The 19,008-nt window shown below is 34.7% G+C and carries 16 protein-coding genes and 1 riboswitch; of the genes, 15 read left to right on the top strand and 1 reads right to left on the bottom strand.

Going from position 1 to position 19,008, the window contains the following annotated elements; genetic code table 11:
* Positions 1–61 precede the first annotated feature (61 nt).
* Both OA93_RS07170 and OA93_RS07165 read left to right on the top strand, forming a co-directional pair.
* Complete coding sequence (locus tag OA93_RS07170; protein WP_039112461.1) at positions 62–1,234, top strand: aminotransferase class I/II-fold pyridoxal phosphate-dependent enzyme; 1,173 nt, start codon at positions 62–64, stop codon at positions 1,232–1,234.
* Positions 1,235–1,416: 182 nt separating this feature from the next.
* The gene (locus tag OA93_RS07165; protein WP_035619819.1) at positions 1,417–1,827 is read left to right on the top strand and encodes an Rrf2 family transcriptional regulator; all 411 of its coding nucleotides are present in this window, start codon (positions 1,417–1,419) and stop codon (positions 1,825–1,827) included.
* An 80-nt stretch (positions 1,828–1,907) separates the two neighbouring features.
* On the opposite strand, the gene OA93_RS07160 is transcribed toward OA93_RS07165, so the two are convergent.
* A complete protein-coding gene (locus OA93_RS07160) occupies positions 1,908–2,690 on the bottom strand; it encodes a sulfite exporter TauE/SafE family protein (protein ID WP_039112460.1) in 783 nt (260 codons plus the stop codon).
* Positions 2,691–2,972: 282 nt separating this feature from the next.
* On the opposite strand from OA93_RS07160, the gene OA93_RS07155 reads away from it, so the two are divergent.
* The 13 genes from OA93_RS07155 (at position 2,973) to OA93_RS07095 (ending at position 18,963) form a co-directional block, all read left to right on the top strand.
* Positions 2,973–3,875, top strand: a complete 903-nt coding sequence (locus OA93_RS07155) for a sulfite exporter TauE/SafE family protein (protein ID WP_039112459.1) — start codon at positions 2,973–2,975, stop codon at positions 3,873–3,875.
* Between the two features lie 24 nt (positions 3,876–3,899).
* Positions 3,900–4,610 (top strand): phosphoadenylyl-sulfate reductase, encoded by a 711-nt coding sequence (locus tag OA93_RS07150; RefSeq protein WP_039112458.1) that lies wholly within the window; start codon positions 3,900–3,902, stop codon positions 4,608–4,610.
* Positions 4,611–4,727: 117 nt separating this feature from the next.
* Positions 4,728–5,627, top strand: a complete 900-nt coding sequence (gene cysD / locus OA93_RS07145; protein WP_035619812.1) for a sulfate adenylyltransferase subunit CysD — start codon at positions 4,728–4,730, stop codon at positions 5,625–5,627.
* Between the two features lie 125 nt (positions 5,628–5,752).
* Positions 5,753–6,997 carry a GTP-binding protein gene (locus OA93_RS07140; RefSeq protein ID WP_039112457.1) on the top strand — a complete coding sequence of 415 codons (1,245 nt, stop codon included), beginning with the start codon at positions 5,753–5,755 and terminating at the stop codon, positions 6,995–6,997.
* 114 nt (positions 6,998–7,111) lie between these two features.
* Positions 7,112–9,202: a HEPN domain-containing protein gene (locus OA93_RS07135; RefSeq protein WP_039112456.1), complete on the top strand. Its 2,091-nt coding sequence runs from the start codon at positions 7,112–7,114 to the stop codon at positions 9,200–9,202.
* Positions 9,195–9,971 carry a uroporphyrinogen-III C-methyltransferase gene (gene cobA, locus OA93_RS07130; protein WP_039112455.1) on the top strand — a complete coding sequence of 259 codons (777 nt, stop codon included), beginning with the start codon at positions 9,195–9,197 and terminating at the stop codon, positions 9,969–9,971. The genes OA93_RS07135 and cobA overlap by 8 nt, the downstream gene beginning before the upstream one ends.
* Entirely contained in the window at positions 9,971–10,549 is a 579-nt protein-coding gene (locus tag OA93_RS07125) for a bifunctional precorrin-2 dehydrogenase/sirohydrochlorin ferrochelatase (protein WP_039112454.1), read from the top strand. The genes cobA and OA93_RS07125 overlap by 1 nt, the downstream gene beginning before the upstream one ends.
* Positions 10,550–10,652: 103 nt before the next feature.
* Entirely contained in the window at positions 10,653–11,705 is a 1,053-nt protein-coding gene (locus OA93_RS07120; protein WP_039112562.1) for an NAD(P)/FAD-dependent oxidoreductase, read from the top strand.
* A 432-nt stretch (positions 11,706–12,137) separates the two neighbouring features.
* Positions 12,138–12,250: riboswitch (SAM riboswitch) on the top strand.
* 267 nt (positions 12,251–12,517) lie between these two features.
* Positions 12,518–13,519 carry a homocysteine S-methyltransferase family protein gene (locus OA93_RS07115; protein WP_039112453.1) on the top strand — a complete coding sequence of 334 codons (1,002 nt, stop codon included), beginning with the start codon at positions 12,518–12,520 and terminating at the stop codon, positions 13,517–13,519.
* Between the two features lie 110 nt (positions 13,520–13,629).
* Positions 13,630–14,079, top strand: coding sequence for a hypothetical protein (locus tag OA93_RS07110; RefSeq protein WP_039112452.1), 450 nt, complete (start codon positions 13,630–13,632; stop codon positions 14,077–14,079).
* A 257-nt stretch (positions 14,080–14,336) separates the two neighbouring features.
* Complete coding sequence (gene metH, locus OA93_RS07105) at positions 14,337–17,012, top strand: methionine synthase (RefSeq protein WP_082001790.1); 2,676 nt, start codon at positions 14,337–14,339, stop codon at positions 17,010–17,012.
* A 98-nt stretch (positions 17,013–17,110) separates the two neighbouring features.
* Positions 17,111–18,067, top strand: coding sequence for a methylenetetrahydrofolate reductase [NAD(P)H] (gene metF, locus OA93_RS07100; protein ID WP_039112451.1), 957 nt, complete (start codon positions 17,111–17,113; stop codon positions 18,065–18,067).
* 239 nt (positions 18,068–18,306) lie between these two features.
* A complete protein-coding gene (locus OA93_RS07095; protein WP_039112450.1) occupies positions 18,307–18,963 on the top strand; it encodes a class I SAM-dependent methyltransferase in 657 nt (218 codons plus the stop codon).
* The last annotated feature ends 45 nt before the right edge of the window (positions 18,964–19,008 follow it).

The following is a 19,008-nucleotide window of genomic DNA, read 5'->3' as shown; positions in this document are numbered from 1 at the left end:
TTGTATCAAATGCCTTTGAGAATCTTTGTGTAATAGCTCTTTACAAAAAACATAAAATAAAATGAACGAACAAGAATTTGGTTTTGAAACCCAAGCCATAAGAACACAATTAGAAAGATCACAGTATTTAGAGCATTCGGTGCCATTGTACCTATCATCAAGTTTTGTATTTGAAGATGCTGAAGATATGCGAGCTTCTTTTACAGAAGAGAAAGATAGAAATATTTATAGCCGTTTTAGCAATCCAAACACAACTGAATTTGTAGATAAAATTTGCAAAATGGAAGGTGCCGAAGCTGGTTATGCTTTTGCAACAGGAATGGCAGCTGTGTATTCTACTTTTGCAGCCTTGTTAAATGCGGGAGATCATATTGTTTCAGCAAGCAGTGTTTTTGGTTCAACTCATGCCTTGTTTGTGACTTATTTTCCAAAATGGAATATTGAAACTTCGTATTTTGATATCAATAAACCTGAAACGATTGAGAGTTTTATTAAGCCAAATACAAAGATATTGTATGCTGAGTCACCTACAAATCCTGGTGTAGATGTAATCGATTTAGAATTGCTTGGAAAAATTGCTAAAAAACATAACTTGATTTTAATTATCGATAACTGTTTTGCAACGCCATATATTCAGCAACCTATAAAACATGGAGCACATTTGGTAGTACATTCTGCTACTAAGTTAATCGATGGTCAAGGACGTGTTTTGGGTGGAGTAACAGTAGGAAACGAGGATTTAATCAGACAGATATATTTGTTCTCAAGAAATACGGGACCTGCTTTATCACCATTTAATGCTTGGATTTTATCTAAAAGTTTAGAAACATTAGTTGTGCGTGTAGAGAAACATTGCGAGAATGCACTTAAAGTTGCTGAGTTTCTAGAAGCACACCCAAATGTAAACAGCATTAAATACCCGTTCTTAAAATCGCACCCACAATATGAAATCGCCAAAAAGCAAATGCTTTTAGGTGGTAATATTATTGCATTTGAAATAAAAGGCGGAATAGAAGCTGGTAGAAAGTTTCTGGATAAAATAAAATTATGTTCACTATCAGCTAATATTGGTGATACAAGAACAATTGTTACGCATCCAGCATCGACAACTCACAGTAAATTGTCTGAAGAAGACCAATTAGCAGTTGGTATTACACAAGGATTAGTTCGTGTATCTGTTGGTTTAGAAACTGTAAAAGATGTAATTGCCGATTTAGAGCAAGCGCTTTCTTAAATAATTTTGAATGGTGATTGGCGAATTTTTATTTGATATATTTCATCAGAAAAAGAATCGTTAATCATCATTTTTTATTCTTTTGTAATTGTTCACTCAAAAAGTATATTTTTGTTGTAGAAAAATATGTAGTCCATTTTAGCAGAAATCTAAAATTTACATTCTAAAATCTAAAATAAAAAATGCTTTCAAAGAAAACTAAATACGGAATCAAGGCTTTAACATATTTGGCCAGGCGAGAAAATAACGAGCCTGTACAAATTGCTGAAATTGCTAAAAGCGAGCATATTTCGATTAAATTTCTGGAAAGTATTTTGTTGCTACTTAGAAACTCTGGTTTTCTTGGAGCCAAAAAAGGTAAAGGTGGTGGGTATTACTTGATAAAAGACCCAAAAGATATTAGCATGGCAAAGGTATATCGTATTCTCGAAGGACCTATCGCATTACTTCCGTGTGCGAGTCATAACTTTTATGAAAAATGTGATGATTGTGATGATGAAACTACTTGTGCAGCAAGGCGCTTAATGACAGAAGTGAGAGATAATACTTTGAAAGTTTTAGAGAATAACTCACTTGCAGATATTGCGTTTTAGTTAATCTTGTTTTATATACTATAATAAAAAAGACCATTTCAGATTCTGAAATGGTCTTTTTTATGTCTTTTAGATTTGGTTTAAAAAATCAATTTATATCCAGCTAAAAAAAGCATCACTGCAATAGCATTTCTAAGTAAAGAATCTGGCACTTTTCCGCTTAACATACTTCCCATAAAGATTCCTGGAAGTGATCCCATTAATAACTGAGCTAATAAAGTTAAATCTAAATTACCCATTGAAGCATGTCCTATTCCTGCAACAAGAGTTAAAGGTACAGCATGTGCAATTTCAGTACCTACCAAACGTGGTGTAGGTAAAAGTGGGTAGAGGAAAAATAGAGTAACGGTACCTAAGGCTCCAGCTCCTATTGATGTTAATGTTACGGTTGCTCCAAGTAATACGCCAATTCCAACGGTTAACATGTTTTGTGTATCGCTTTCGTTGTGAAATTTATCGCCAGCGTGTTTTTGAGAGTATACTAATAATTTCTTTTTGAATAAAATTGCAATAGAAGTAAAAAGCAATGCCCAGCCTAAACTATATTTTATAACTGCATTTATGGTTGTAATATCTGTTTTAATACTGTTTAATATCCATAAAGTCAATAAAGCAGCAGGAACACTACCTAAAGTAAGCCAGCCAGTTATAGACCAATTTATATTGCTTTTTTTATGATGTACAAATACACCTCCCATTTTGGTAAAAGCTGCGTATAGTAAGTCGGTACCAACTGCTGTTGTTGGAGGAATTCCAAAATATAATAAAATAGGAGTCATTAAAGAGCCACCTCCTACACCTGTTAATCCCACTATAAAACCAACGACTAAACCTGCAATTACAAGACCTATTTGGAAATCCATAAATAAAATTTGGGTAAAAATAATAACAATTTCACGATAATCCTATAGATATGGTAGACTTTAAGAAAAATATCACAATTAGATAACAAAACATTATTTATAATACACAATGATGATTCTTAGAATTCTTTAAAGCGTATTAGGATGTAACTTAAAGACAATTAGCGATGTAAAAAAATTAAAATTTATTTTGATATTTAGAAATAAGTAGTAATTTTGCATTGTAATCTACTAAGCCGATAGGGTAATGGATTTTAAAAATAAAAAAGAATAATTAGGTGTATGGAAAAAGAACTGAAGTTGGATACCGTAGCAATAAAATCAGGTGGATCGTTTTCAAAACAATTATGGGTTATAATTCCTGCTGCATTATTGTTAGGTTTGATTTCAGTATTGATTTATAATCATCATGCAGAATTTACTTGGGAAGGCTTTCTAGATGGATTTAATCAGGAATTTTTAGTGTTTTTCTTAATTGGAGTTTTTGCACAATTGGTAGATGGAACGTTAGGAATGGGTTACGGAGCAACATCAACATCTTTTTTATTGGCTTATGGAGTTTCTCCGGTTATTAGTAGTGGAGGAGTTCACGTAGCAGAAATGTTTACAACAGGGGCATCAGCGATATCACACCATAGATTTGGAAATATCAATAAAAAACTAGTTAAGAATTTATTGATCCCAGGGGTTTTAGGATCAATTACAGGAGCATATTTACTGTCGGATGTAATTGATGGAGATGTTATAAAACCTTTTATCGCGGTTTATATGATTGTACTGGCAGTAATAATTATCAGAAAAGCATTAAATAAAACTATAATTAAAAAGAAAACCAAGCGACTAGGAATCTTAGCAACCTTTGGAGGTTTTATGGATGCTGTAGGAGGTGGAGGTTGGGGGCCAATCGTAACTTCGACATTGTTAGGAAGAGGTAGAAATCCTCGTTATACAATTGGGTCGGTAAATGCAGCCGAGTTTGCAGTTTCATTTGCAAGTGGTGTTACATTCATGCTTTTTGGAGGAATCCACGGATGGCAAGTTATTATAGGTTTGATTTTAGGTGGCGTAATTGCTGCTCCTCTTGCTGCTTTTTTAGTAAATAAAATTAAAAGAAAACCTATGATGGTGGCAGTAGGAATATTAATTATCCTTTTGAGTTTAAAAACATTATCTAAATTATTGTAATAATTTTTTAGAAATATCAAGAATATGAGCACAACAAATATTACATCTTTATTAGCTAAAACAAAAGATTTTTCTCTGGAAGAAACATTAGAATTTTTGGCTAATGAATACAAAGACAAAGTCGTTTTCTCGACTTCATTTGGTCAGGAAGATCAGGTTATAACCGATTTTATCGCTAAAAATAATATCGCAATTACCATTTTTACATTAGATACAGGAAGATTGTTTCAGGAAACATACGATGTTTTTCATAGAACATTAAAAAAATATAAAAAACATATCGAAGTTTATTTTCCAGAAGCAGTTGCAGTAGAGAGTTTATTGAGAGAAAAAGGACCGAATAGTTTTTATGATTCGGTAGAGAATAGGAAAGAATGTTGTTTTATCCGTAAAGTAGTTCCATTAAGAAAAGCCTTGTCAGGAAACTCGGTTTGGATTACAGGTTTAAGAGCCGAACAATCGGAAAACAGAAATGATTTACAATTGTTTGAATACGATGCAAACTTCGAAATAATAAAATTCAATCCATTATTAAAATGGTCATTACAAGAAGTTGAGAATTATTTACAAGAGCACAATGTACCTCAAAACGCATTACATAAAAAAGGCTTTGTAAGTATAGGATGTGCACCATGTACGAGAGCAATTTTGCCAGACGAAGATATTAGAGCCGGAAGATGGTGGTGGGAATCGAGCCATAAAGAATGTGGTTTGCATAGCGCTAAGAAAGAATAGAGAGCCTAGAGGCAAGAGAGCAAGAGAATAGAATAAAAAACAATAATGGTTATGAGTTTTTAGATGAGGTGATCAAAACCTTAAACTTTAAACTTTAAACTTTGAAACAAAAAAACAATGAGTTCAGTATTAAAAACAAATGCTTTAGAGAGTGAAGCGATATACATTTTTAGAGAGGTAATTTCTCAATTTGATAAACCGGTTTTACTTTTTTCAGGAGGTAAAGATTCGATTACTTTAGTGCGTTTAGCACAAAAAGCATTCTTTCCTGCGAAAATTCCTTTTCCACTATTGCACGTTGATACAGGACACAATTTTCCTGAAACGATAGAATTTAGAGATAAATTGGTTGCAGAGTTAGGATTAGAATTAATCGTAAGAAATGTACAGGATGCTATCGACGAAGGAAAAGTTGTAGAAGAAACTGGAAAATATTCTAGTAGAAACAGCTTACAAACTACAACACTTCTAGATGCAATCGAAGAATTTAAGTTTGATGCTTGTATTGGTGGTGCGCGTAGAGATGAAGAAAAAGCAAGAGCTAAAGAACGTATTTTCTCAGTTCGTGATGATTTCGGTCAATGGGATGAGAAAAACCAACGTCCAGAGTTATTTGATATTTTGAACGGAAAAATAGAAAATGGACAAAACGTACGTGTTTTTCCAATTTCAAACTGGACAGAATTAGATGTATGGAGTTATATCGAACAAGAAAAAATCGAAATTCCATCTATTTATTTTTCACACAAACGTAAAGTTTTCTTGAGAGATGGATTAATCTGGTCACATTCTCCTTATGTGTATCAGGAAGAAGACGAACAAATCGAAGAAAGAATCGTTCGTTTTAGAACCGTTGGAGATATGAGTTGTACAGCAGCCGTTGAATCGTATGCAGCAACAATTAAAGAAGTAGTTGGAGAAATCAGAACATCGACAATTTCTGAAAGAGGTGCCAGAATTGACGACAAACGTTCTGAAGCAGCAATGGAGAAAAGAAAACAACAAGGATACTTTTAAGCCCCCTAACCCCCGAAGGGGGAACTTAAGCGGATTGAAAAGTAAATAAAATATTCAGATTTAAGAGTTTATATGAAGGTTTTTTAGGGAACCTTAAACTTTTAAACTTTAAACAAAAAATTAAAATGGAAGTTTTAAAAATAGCAACAGCAGGAAGTGTAGATGACGGAAAGAGTACTTTAATCGGGAGGTTATTGTATGATACAAAATCATTGACTACAGATAAAATCGAAGCAATAGAAAAAAGCAGTAAATTAAAAGGATATGATTACTTAGACTTTTCACTTGCAACTGACGGATTAGTAGCAGAAAGAGAACAAGGAATCACGATTGATGTAGCTCACATTTATTTTTCGACAGCAAAGAAAAGTTACATTATTGCCGATACTCCAGGTCACGTTGAGTATACACGTAACATGGTTACAGGAGCTTCGACTTCACAAGTTTCAATCATTTTGATTGATGCTCGAAAAGGAGTAATCGAGCAAACATATCGTCACTTTTTTATCAATAATTTATTGAGAGTAAAAGAGGTAATTGTAGCGATTAACAAAATGGACTTAGTAGATTATTCTGAAGAAGTTTATAATAAAATCAAAGCTGATTTTCAGGCATTAAACGCCAAAAGTACTTTTAAGGAACAAAACGTAAGTTATATTCCACTAAGTGCAATCAACGGTGGAAACGTAGTTGATCAATCTAAAGATATGCCTTGGTACGATGGACAAACTGTTTTGGAGCATTTAGAAGCTTTAGAGCCAACAGATGTTTTTGAAAAAGGACAAGCACGTTTTCCAGTTCAAACAGTTATTCGTCCAAAGACCGAAGAGTATCATGATTTTAGAGGATATGCAGGTAAATTATACGGAAACTCTATTAAAGTAGGAGATGCAGTAACAGTTTTACCTTCATTAACAGAATCTAAAGTAAAGAACATTCACTTTTTTGATAAACAATTTGACGAAGCAATTGCAGGTTCATCAATCACAATTGAATTAGAAAATGATATCAATGTTACAAGAGGGGATATGATTGTAAAATCAACAGAACTTCCTAAAATAGAAAAAGATATCACAACAACAGTTTGTTGGATGGATTCTAAAAAGTTAGTTCCAGGAACAAAATATATCGTTCAGCATAATACAAACAGAGTGTTGGCAAAAGTAGAAAGTATCAAGAATACAATCGCAACCGATTACTCAGGAACAACACCAGCAACTCAATTAGCAATAAACGAAATTGGTGAAGTAAGTATTAAATTAAGCAAGCCTTTATATTTTGATGCTTACAATGACAATAAATCAAACGGAGCTTTTATCCTTATTGATACCGCAACAAATACAACTGCAGGAGTAGGATTCATTAGATAGTTTCACTGCTGTAAGCAATAAGCTTTAGGCTGTAAGCTTTTAGCAAAAAACGTATAACAAGGTACGCAAGAAAGCCTACAGCTTATTGCCTAAAGCCTAAAGCATTAAAAAGAAATGGAAAGTTTTAGAACAGAAATAGAAAATCCGATAGTTCAGAAAGAGATTATCGATTTAGAAAAAAAGATTCATTTATTCCGTGGAGGAAAAATTGATGATGAGCGCTTTCGTAGTCTTCGTTTAGCACGTGGAATCTACGGGCAACGTCAGGAAGGCGTTCAAATGATTCGTATTAAATTGCCTTTTGGTAAAGTTACCAGTGAGCAATTAGTGCGTATTACTAAAGTTTCTGATGAATATTCTACAGGGCGTTTGCATATTACAACACGTCAGGACATTCAGATTCACTATGTAAGTTTAGACAGAACTCCAGAGCTTTGGGCAAATTTAGCCAAAGACGATGTTACCTTGCGTGAAGCTTGTGGAAACACCGTTCGTAATATTACAGCAAGCGAATTGGCGGGTGTAGATGTAAATGAACCATTTGATGTTTCGCCTTATGCACACGCTTTGTTTCAGTATTTGTTAAGAAATCCTATTTGTCAGGAAATGGGACGTAAATTTAAAATTTCGTTCTCATCATCAGATGAAGATACGGCTTTGAGTTACTTACACGATTTAGGATTTATTCCAAAAGTAGTAGATGGTGTTCGTGGTTTCAAAATAATGTTAGGAGGAGGATTAGGTTCACAACCAGCACATGCCGAATTACTTTCGGAATTTGTACCTGCAAACCAAATCATTCCAACGGCAGAAGGTGTAATTCGTATTTTTGACAGATACGGAGAACGTGCAAAAAGAATGAAAGCACGTTTGAAGTTTTTAATCAAAGAAATAGGAAGAGATACCTTTATGGATTTGGTTGAACAAGAGAAGAAAGCGATTGCTTTTGAAACTTATGAAATAGATACAACAGCTTTTGAAGCACCAATTCCAGAAACATTATTACCAGTTCCAGCGGTTACTATTGAAGAGACTAAAGGGTATGAAGCTTGGAAAAAATCAAACGTAATTGCTCAAAAACAAGAAGGATATTATGCTATCGGAATCAAAGTTTTATTAGGAGATTTTTATACTGATAAAGCTAGATTATTAGCTGATTTGATTAAGAATTATGCAGCAAATGAATTACGTTTTTCATTGCGTCAAAATATTGTAATACGTCATGTAAAAGAAGAGAATCTGCCCTTCTTTTATCAGGAATTAGCCAAATTAGGTTTTGTAAATCTAGGGTATAATTCTACTGCCGATATTACAGCTTGTCCGGGTACAGATACTTGTAATCTTGGGATTGCAAGTAGTACCGGAATTGCCGAAGAACTAGAAAAAGTATTAAATGCCGAATATCCTCAGTATAGCAATAACCATGAAATCGAAATAAAAATTAGTGGTTGTATGAATGCTTGTGGACAACACAATATGTCAGCAATCGGGTTTCAGGGAATGTCAATTAACTCAGGAAAATTAGTAGCACCAGCGTTACAAGTTTTATTGGGAGGAGGAAAATTAGGAAATGGAGCAGGACGTTTTGCCGATAAAGTAATTAAGATTCCAAGTCGTAGAGGACCAGATGCTTTGCGTACTATCTTAAATGACTTTGATGCCAACGCAAACGGAGAAAAATTCCTAAATTATTACGACTTAAAAGGAGAGAAATATTTCTACGAAATCTTAAAACCTTTTGCTGATGTAACCAATTTAACCGAAGCTGATTTTGTAGATTGGGGTAATGCCGACAACTACGTAAAAGCAGTTGGAGTAGGAGAATGTGCTGGTGTTGTTATCGATTTAGTTGCTACTTTATTATTAGAGGCTAAAGATAAATTAACGTTTGCACAAGAATCATTCGACGAAAATAAATGGTCAGATGCTATTTACCATGCATATGCAGGATTTGTAAATGGTGCTAAAGCATTATTACTTTCAGAAGATGAAAAAACAAATAATCACGCAGGAATTGTTGATTTGTTTGACACTGTTTTTGTAGCAACTTCTAAAATTGAATTGCCAACAACTTTTAAAGAATTGGTATACCAAATTAATAAAGTAGAACCTTCAGAAGCATTTGCAAAACAATATATCCAAGAAGGAATTGCTTTTTTTGATACAATAGAAAAATATAGAGCCAAAGATTTAGCTAATGCTTAATACAGTAAAACCCAAAGTAACTTTAGTCGGAGCAGGTCCGGGCGATCCAGATTTGATGACTTTAAAAGGTGTAAAAGCACTTGCTGAGGCAAATGTGGTTTTGTACGATGCTTTGGCAAATGAAGAAATTTTAGAATATGCACCTAAAAATGCAATCCGAATTTTTGTTGGCAAGCGAGTAGGGAATCATGCTTACACACAAGACCAGATAAATCAATTGATAGTTGATAACGCATTAACTTATGGAAATGTAGTGCGACTAAAAGGTGGAGACCCATTTGTATTTGGTCGTGGAAGCGAAGAAATAGAATACGTAGAGAGTTTTGGAATCCCTACTTTTGTAGTACCCGGAATCTCATCGGTAATTGCAGTTCCTGCTTATCAGGGAATTTCGATAACGAAAAGAGGAGTTTCAGAGAGTTTTTGGGCAATTACAGGAACAACTTCTGATAGAAAATTATCATCAGATGTTGCTCTTGCAGCACAATCTTCTGCAACAGTAGTTATCCTGATGGGGATGAGTAAACTATCGCAAATAGTAGCTTTATTCCAAAAAGAATCAAAGGGAGAAACACCGATAGCGATTATTCAAAACGGAACAACGTCAGAGGAAAAAGTAGGAGTTGGAACGATAAATACAATCCAGGAAATCGCTGCAGAAAACAAACTAGGTTCACCAGCTATTATTATCATTGGAGAAGTAGTTAGAGAAAGTACCAAATTAAAAGGATTTTACGAAGAATTTGTATCAAGCCAAATACGATTATAATGGAAAGAAACGAATTGTATCCCATTTTTTTAAAACTGCATAAGCTTAATGTACTTATTGTAGGCGGTGGAAATGTGGGATTAGAGAAGCTTTCCTTTTTATTAAAATCAAGCCCTAATGCCAATGTTGAGGTTGTTGCAACCACTTTTTTGCCAGAGATAGAAATCTTGGCAGAGAAGTATAATCTAACGCTAACAAAGGCAAAGTTCAAAAAGAAAATGCTTAAAAGGAGGCATATGGTTATTGCCTGTACCGACGATTTATTGGTTAACAAAAGAATATACGATTTATCTACAGAAAGATATCTCATATGTAATATTGCCGATACCCCCGAATTATGTGATTATTACTTAGGTGGAATCGTAACCAAAGGAAATGTAAAAATTGCCATTTCGACAAATGGTAAATCACCGACCACTGCCAAAAGGCTACGAGAATTTTTCGAAGAAATAATTCCCGAAGATATCAACCAGATGGTAGAAAACCTTAACGAATATCGAAAAACCTTAAAAGGGAATTTTGAAGATAAGGTTAAAAAAATGAATGAGATTACTGCTTCACTAAAAAATACACAGTAATTTTTTTTGGACAAAGGAAGAAATGAATGATAAAAATCATTGAAAATAGTGTAAATTATTTGTTTCTTTGTATTTATTAAGAATGATTATAAACAACAATAAAATGATTAAAACAGACATACTTATAATAGGAGCTGGTCCAACTGGTTTATTTGCCGTTTTTGAGGCAGGATTGTTAAAATTAAAATGCCATATACTAGATGCTTTACCTCAAGTAGGAGGGCAACTTTCAGAATTATATCCTAAGAAACCTATCTATGATATCCCTGGATTTCCAGAAGTATTAGCAGGAGATTTGGTAGATAACTTAATGGAGCAAATAAAGCAATTCGAACCAGGTTTTACATTAGGAGAACGTGCTGAAACAATAGACAAGCAAGAAGACGGAAGTTTTATTGTAACCTCAAATAAAGGAACAAAAATTCATGCAGCAGTTGTAGCTATTGCAGGAGGTTTAGGAAGTTTTGAGCCACGTAAGCCACTTATTGAAGATATCGAGTTTTATGAAAATAAAGGAGTAAAATACTTCATCAAGAATCCAGAAAAATTCAGAGATAAAAGAGTAGTAATTGCAGGAGGAGGAGATTCAGCTTTAGACTGGAGTATATTCCTTTCTAATGTAGCTTCAGAAGTAACTTTAATTCACCGTAGAAACGAATTTAGAGGAGCTTTAGATTCTGTAGAAAAAGTACAAGAATTAAAAACAGCTGGAAAAATTAAATTAATTACACCAGCAGAAGTTATCGGAATCAATGGTGCTGAGCATATTGAATCATTAGATATCGAAGAAAACGGAGCACACCGTAAAATCGAAACCGATTATTTTATTCCACTTTTCGGATTAACACCAAAATTAGGACCAATCGGAGACTGGGGATTAGAAATCGAGAAAAATGCGATTAAAGTAAATAACGCATTAGATTATCAAACTAATATTCCGGGAATCTTTGCTATTGGAGACGTTAATACTTACCCAGGAAAATTAAAATTGATTCTTTGCGGATTCCACGAAGCAACACTTATGTGTCAGGCTGCATACCAAATTATCAATCCAGGAAAAAAATACGTGCTTAAATATACTACCGTTTCAGGAGTAGACGGATTTGACGGAACTCGTAAAGAAGCTCCAAAAGCTGTTGTTAAAGCAATAGTTTAATTTTTTAAGCCTCTAAGAAGCTAAGTTTCTGAGGTACTAAGATTTTTATATATAAAGCTCAAACTTGTTATCAAGTTTGAGCTTTATTTTTTTTAATAATATAGGGCAATTTCGTTTTATTACACATTCATATCTTTCAGAACATTTGGGAATAATTTAAAAACATAGCCAGTGGTTTCAACCACTGGAACACAATATATAATCACAATCCGTATCCCACGGTTGAAACCGCGGGCTATAAATTGATAATAATAGAATTTCAGGTGTATAAGAATGTTAATTATCTTTAAACTTACTAGTATTTATTCTTAATTTTTTGATGCTAAACGTCAACCCTAAAACCCTTAGTAACTTAGTTCCTCAGAATCTTTAAAAAACACTTGCAATTGTTAGCGCTATGTGTTTACTTTGCACTGTTCATATATTTATTGAAAGTTATCACGAAAGGCGGAGGGATAGACCCATTGAAACCTTAGCAACCCTTTATCATAAAGAAGGTGCTACATTCTACTTTATACATTTACTGTATTAAAGATAGATAACACATAATACAGCAATGTATTTCTCAAAACTTTTCTTGACAAACTTATCGATATTAACTGAATAAAATTTCAGTATCAGAAGCGAATTATTGGCGCATTTTTGCCCAAAACATTCCCGCTTTCCGCTATATCTTTTTTTCTATCCCGAGGCTTCGGGACCAGAAAAAAAGGATACCGCTGCACTCGGGGCTAAAAGGCTATGATATTGAATTTTTGGTAATATTTAATAAAAGCTTTGCGCCTTAGCGTCATTGCAAGAAAAGAAAAAACATGTCAACAATTCAAGAAGCAATTAAAAAAAACATACTCGTGCTCGATGGAGCAATGGGAACAATGTTACAACGCTATAATTTTTCCGAAGAAGATTTTCGTGGAGAGCGCTTCAAAGACTTTCCACATCCCTTAAAAGGAAACAACGATTTACTATCCATAACACAACCACAAGCAATTCGCGATGTCCACGCCGCTTATTATGAAGCGGGTGCCGACATCGTAGAGACCAACACATTCTCGGGAACAACAATCGGTATGGCCGATTATTTCCTGGAAGAGTACGTTTACGAATTAAACTACGAGTCGGCTAAACTAGCCCGAGAAGTAGCCGATGAGTTTACAGCTAAAAATCCGGACAAACCGCGTTTCGTTGCCGGTTCAATCGGGCCAACAAACCGTACAGCAAGTATGTCACCAGATGTAAACGATCCGGGTTACAGAGCCGTAACGTTTGATGATTTACGAATTGCGTACAAACAACAAGTAGAAGCCTTAATGGATGGTGGCTGCGATTTACTGTTGGTAGAAACCATCTTTGATACATTAAATGCCAAAGCTGCACTTTTTGCAATCGAAGAAGTAAAAGAAGAACGTAATATCGAAATTCCAATCATGGTTTCGGGAACAATTACCGATGCATCAGGAAGAACACTTTCAGGGCAAACTGTTGAAGCATTCTTGATTTCGGTATCACATATTCCGCTATTAAGTGTAGGATTTAATTGTGCTCTTGGAGCCGATTTGTTAAAGCCATACCTTAAAACATTAGCACAACATACCAGTTTTAATGTTTCGGCGCACCCAAATGCAGGTTTGCCTAATGCATTCGGACAATATGACGAAACACCAGAACAAACACAGGCATTCATCAAAGAATATTTAGAAGATAATTTAATCAACATCATCGGAGGTTGTTGCGGAACAACGCCGGATCATATCAGGTTAATTGCCGAAATAGCAAAAGATTATAAGCCACGTGTGGCGCCAGTGTTTGAATAACGTTTTCCTGCAAGGTTTTTAAAGCCTTGTAGGTTGAATTGAGAATAAAAGTTCCAGAGGAACGACAAATATTGTAGCAACGAAATTTATTTCGTTGAAAATTAAAAGAAATGATTGAAAATAAAGAAGTCGCAAATTCTCTGAAATTGTTATTGCGAATTTTTATAGCTGTAATAATAATTTCAACAGTACATTTTTTATTTAAGAATGCTCATAGAAATGATGAGCATAGATATAGAAAGACATTTAAAGGGGAAACAATAGGGCTTACATTAAGAATTAAACAATCGGGTAAATCCCAATATTTAAGATATTGTTTTTATTCGGGCAAAAAAAAGATTTTGGGAGGGGCTTCTATTGTTGATTATAACCTTGTAAACAAGTTTTATAAAGTGAAATATGATCTAGATAATCCTGAAAAAGGACACTATATTATTTTGAAAGAAGAATTAAAACCTGATTCTATTTCACTTGTAAAAGCAGGTTTTACTAAAGTGAAATATTATACATACGATGGAGGTGTAACCTGTAAATATATAGAAGGGTCAAAATGGAAATGATCTTTAAATTGTAGATTAAAATTGAAATTTCGGGAAACATAAATGTCTTATGAAACCGAATTTGCGTGAGGGATAGAAGTGGATAGCCCACAGCCTGACGAAGGAAGTGCGAGGACTAAGAAATGGATAGCCCGATTCGCCACGGCGAAACACGCCCAAAATAAGATTATAGAGATGAAAGGTCTTAGAACCTTATAAAAATAGAATAAAAAAACTCAGAATCTAAGCAACTTAGAATCTTAGTAACTTAAAAAGAAATGGCAGAAAATAGAAGAGACCTTGTATTAGCAGGATTAGAACCGTTGATTATTACGCCTAACAGTGTTTTTGTAAATATTGGTGAACGTACAAATGTTACCGGGTCAAGAAAATTCCTTCGCTTAATCAAGGAAGAGAAATATGACGAGGCACTTGATATTGCAAGACAACAAGTAGAAGGTGGAGCGCAGATCATCGATATAAATATGGATGAAGGAATGCTTGATGGTGTTCAGGCAATGACAAAATTCCTGAATTTAATAGCATCAGAACCCGATATTTCGAGAGTGCCGATTATGATCGACAGTTCGAAATGGGAAATCATCGAAGCGGGTCTTAAAGTAGTACAAGGAAAAAGCGTTGTAAACTCGATTTCGTTAAAAGAAGGAGAAGAAGCCTTTATTCACCACGCCAAACTAATCAAACGTTACGGTGCTGCGGCTATTATCATGGCTTTTGATGAAGTAGGTCAGGCAGATAATTTTGAACGTAGAGTCGAAATTTGCCAGCGTTCGTATGATATTTTGGTTGATAAAGTTGGATTTCCTCCACAGGATATTATTTTCGATTTAAATATTTTTCCAGTTGCAACCGGAATGGAAGAACATCGCTTAAATGCTTTGGACTTTTTTAGAGGTACAAAATGGGTTCGTGATAATTTGCCACACGCACATATTAGTGGTGGAGTAAGTAACGTTTCATTCTCTTTTAGAGGAAATGATCACGTTCGTGAAGCGATGCACTCGGTGTTTTTATACCACGCAATTCAGAACGGAATGACAATGGGAATTGTAAATCCAGAGATGCTTTCGATTTATGATGATATCCCTAAAGATTTATTAGAACACGTAGAAGATGTAATCCTAAACAGACGTGACGATGCAACTGAAAGACTTTTAGATTTTGCAGAGAATGTAAAAGGCGAAGTAAAATCAGATGAAAAAGCGATTCAGGAATGGCGTTTAGGAACGGTTCAGGAGCGTATTACACATTCATTGGTAAAAGGTATTGATGCTTTTATAGAAATAGATGTCGAAGAAGCGCGTCTAGCAGCTGTAAAACCTATTGAAGTTATCGAAATCAATTTGATGACAGGAATGAATGTCGTAGGAGATTTATTCGGAAGCGGAAAAATGTTCTTGCCACAAGTAGTAAAATCAGCACGTGTAATGAAAAAAGCTGTTGCTTATTTATTACCTTATATTGAGGCAAGCAAACAAGCCGGAGACAAACAAGGGAATGGTAAAATATTGATGGCAACTGTAAAAGGTGACGTTCACGATATTGGTAAAAACATCGTTTCGGTGGTATTAGCCTGTAACAATTACGAGATTGTAGATCTTGGTGTTATGGTGCCTCCAGAAAAAATTATTGCTGCCGCGATAGAGCATAATGTTGACATTATTGGTCTAAGCGGATTGATTACGCCTTCGCTTGACGAAATGGTGTATTTGGCAAAAGAACTAGACAAACAAGGAATTAAAATCCCGATTATGATTGGTGGAGCAACGACTTCGCGCGCGCATACAGCCGTGAAAATTGCACCACAATATAGAGAAACTGTAATTCACGTAAACGATGCTTCAAGAGCCGTTACCGTTGCAGGAAATCTTTTAGACCATAATCGCAAAATATATGCAAGCGATATTCGTGCAGATTATGATGCGTTTAGAGAAACATTTTTAAATCGTTCGAGAGATAAAAACTTCCTGACGATTGAGCAAGCGCGTAAAAATAAATTACAATTGGATTGGGCAGAATACACGCCAACCAAACCAAAATTTATTGGAGCAAAAGTAATCGAAGTAGAGTTGGACGTTCTGGTACCGTATATCGACTGGACACCGTTTTTTAGAACATGGGAATTGTTTGGGAAATACCCAGCGATTTTAACCGATGAAGTAGTTGGAGAACAAGCAACTTCTGTTTTTGCAGATGCACAGGACATGTTGAAAGTAATTTTGGCAGAGAAAAAGCTAACTGCAAAAGGTATTTACGGAATTTTCCCTGCGAATCAGGTAGATGATGACGATATCGAATTGCGTGATGAAAACGGAAAAGTTCTGGAGAAATTCTTAACGCTTCGTCAGCAATCACAAAAAACAAAAGGCGCACCAAACATTGCTTTGTCGGATTTTATATTGCCAAAAGACAGCGGAATTACCGATTATATGGGAGCATTTTGTGTAACAACAGGATTTGGTGTAGACGAATGGGCTGCCGAATTTGAAAAAGATCTTGACGATTACAATTCGATCATGGTAAAAGCATTAGCTGACCGTTTTGCAGAGGCTTTCGCCGAATATCTACACGAAGAAGTACGTAAAGATTTTTGGGGTTATGACGTAGACGAATCATTATCGACAGAAGATTTAATCGAAGAAAATTATAAAGGAATTCGTCCAGCGCCAGGATATCCTGCTTGTCCAGACCATTTAGAAAAACCAACAATTTGGAAATTACTAAATGTAGAAGAAGAAATAGGAGTAACCCTTACTGAAAGTATGGCGATGTGGCCAGCATCTTCGGTTTCAGGATATTATTTTGGAAATCCGAAAAGTAAATATTTTGGACTCGGAAAAATAAAAGAAGACCAAGTTGTAGATTACGCCAAACGCCGAAGTATTTCGACAGATAAAGCTATGAAATGGTTAAATCCTAATATAGCAGATTAGTCCCCTAGCCCCCGAAGGGGGAAGTAAGGCAGAAAAAAATAACACAAACCTGATGACCCCTTTCAGGAATTCCCCCTTCGGGGGTTAGGGGGCTGATTATGAAAGTAACACAACATATAGAAAACGCCAACGGGAATACATTATTCTCATTTGAGATTATTCCGCCTCAAAAAGGGAAAAGTATTCAGGAATTATACGACAATATTGATCCGTTAATGGAGTTTAAACCGCCATTTATAGATGTAACAACTTCTCGCGAGGAGTATATTTATATTGATAAAGGCAACGGACTTTTAGATAAAAAACTTACACGTATGCGTCCGGGAACACTGGGAATTTGTGCTTCTATAAAACATAAATATAACGTCGATACAGTACCACATTTGCTTTGCGGTGGGTTTACTCAAGAAGAAACCGAGTATATGTTGGTAGATTGTCACTATCTAGGAATCAATAATGTAATGGCGCTTCGTGGAGATGCTATGAAAGACGAACAATCTTTCGTACCTAAAATTGGAGGAAACAGTTTTGCGATAGATTTAGTTAAACAAATTAATGAACTAAATTGTGGAAAGTATTTGCACGAAGTAATGGATGTTGATAACAAAGCCGATTTTTGTATTGGTGTTGCAGGATATCCAGAGAAGCATTTAGAATCTCCATCATTAACTTCTGACTTAAAAAGACTAAAAGAAAAAGTCGATGCTGGTGCTGATTATGTGGTAACACAAATGTTTTTTGACAATTCAAAATACTTCGAGTTTGTAAAAAGAGCACGCGAAATGGGGATTACAATTCCTATTATTCCAGGAATTAAGCCAATTGCTGTACAAAGACATTTGCAGGTTTTACCACAAATTTTCCGTATCGATTTACCCGAAGACTTAATTAACGAAGTCGATAAATGTAAAAATAATGTAGAGATACGACAAGTAGGTATCGAATGGGCAATTCAGCAATCATTAGAGCTTAAAGCTGCAGGAGTTCCGGTTTTGCATTATTACTCCATGGGAAAATCCGAAAATATTCGTCAAATAGCGAGTAAAGTTTTCTAAATTTACTTTGTGCAAATTTCACCATTAAGAAATTAAGGTTGATTAAGTAAAGCTTGATTTCTTAATGGTAAAAAATAATTGTTTTTAATGTTTTATTTTAAGAAGAGTTAGAGAAAGGAGCTATTTCCAGCTGTCTGCTATATCTTTTTATTTTTAAAGAAAAAATAAAAAGGATGTCGCTCCCATCTGGGCTATGGTATTAGGTATTTTAATTTCAATTTGTTATAATTTTAATGATTATGAAACAAGAAGAATTACAAGCAATAGCGTCTCAGCTAAAGCATCCAACAGGAGAAAAAGGAATAGAAATGGCAAATATGATGCATGAAACAAACATCAATATGACGCTTAGCTCAATCCGAAATTTAAATATCTCCCAAGGTGATAAAATACTGGAAATTGGTCACGGCAACGCAGCGCATTTAGAATACGTAATGCAACAGAGTACTGATTTAAAATATTACGGACTCGAAATGTCTGAATTAATGTATGGAGAAGCGCGACAGATAAACAGAAACTATGTCTCTCAAAAACAAGCTTTCTTTTCAGTTTATGATGGAAACACCATTCCGTTTCCAGATGCCACCTTCGATAAAATATTTACTGTAAATACGTTATACTTTTGGCAAGAGCCTGTAAAATTTCTTTTAGAAATATATAGAGTGCTTAATGATAAAGGAATCTTTAGCCTAACATTTGCACAGGAAAGTTTTATGAAGAAACTTCCGTTTACCGAATTTGAATTCAATCTTTATGATACCGAAAAAGCTGAAAAACTAATCAGTCAAACCCCTTTTAGAATCATAGATTCAGAAACGTTGACCGAAAAAGTCAAAAGCAAAAAAGGAGAACTTGTCGATAGAGAATTTACTACACTTGTTTTACAAAAAGAATAAAATTAGAGTTAACAATTTAGAATCCTTTTTTGGTGTAATTTAATT

Source organism: Flavobacterium sp. KMS (genome assembly GCF_000813005.1).
Taxonomy (GTDB): domain Bacteria; phylum Bacteroidota; class Bacteroidia; order Flavobacteriales; family Flavobacteriaceae; genus Flavobacterium.
This window is presented reverse-complemented; position numbering and strand designations above follow the sequence as displayed.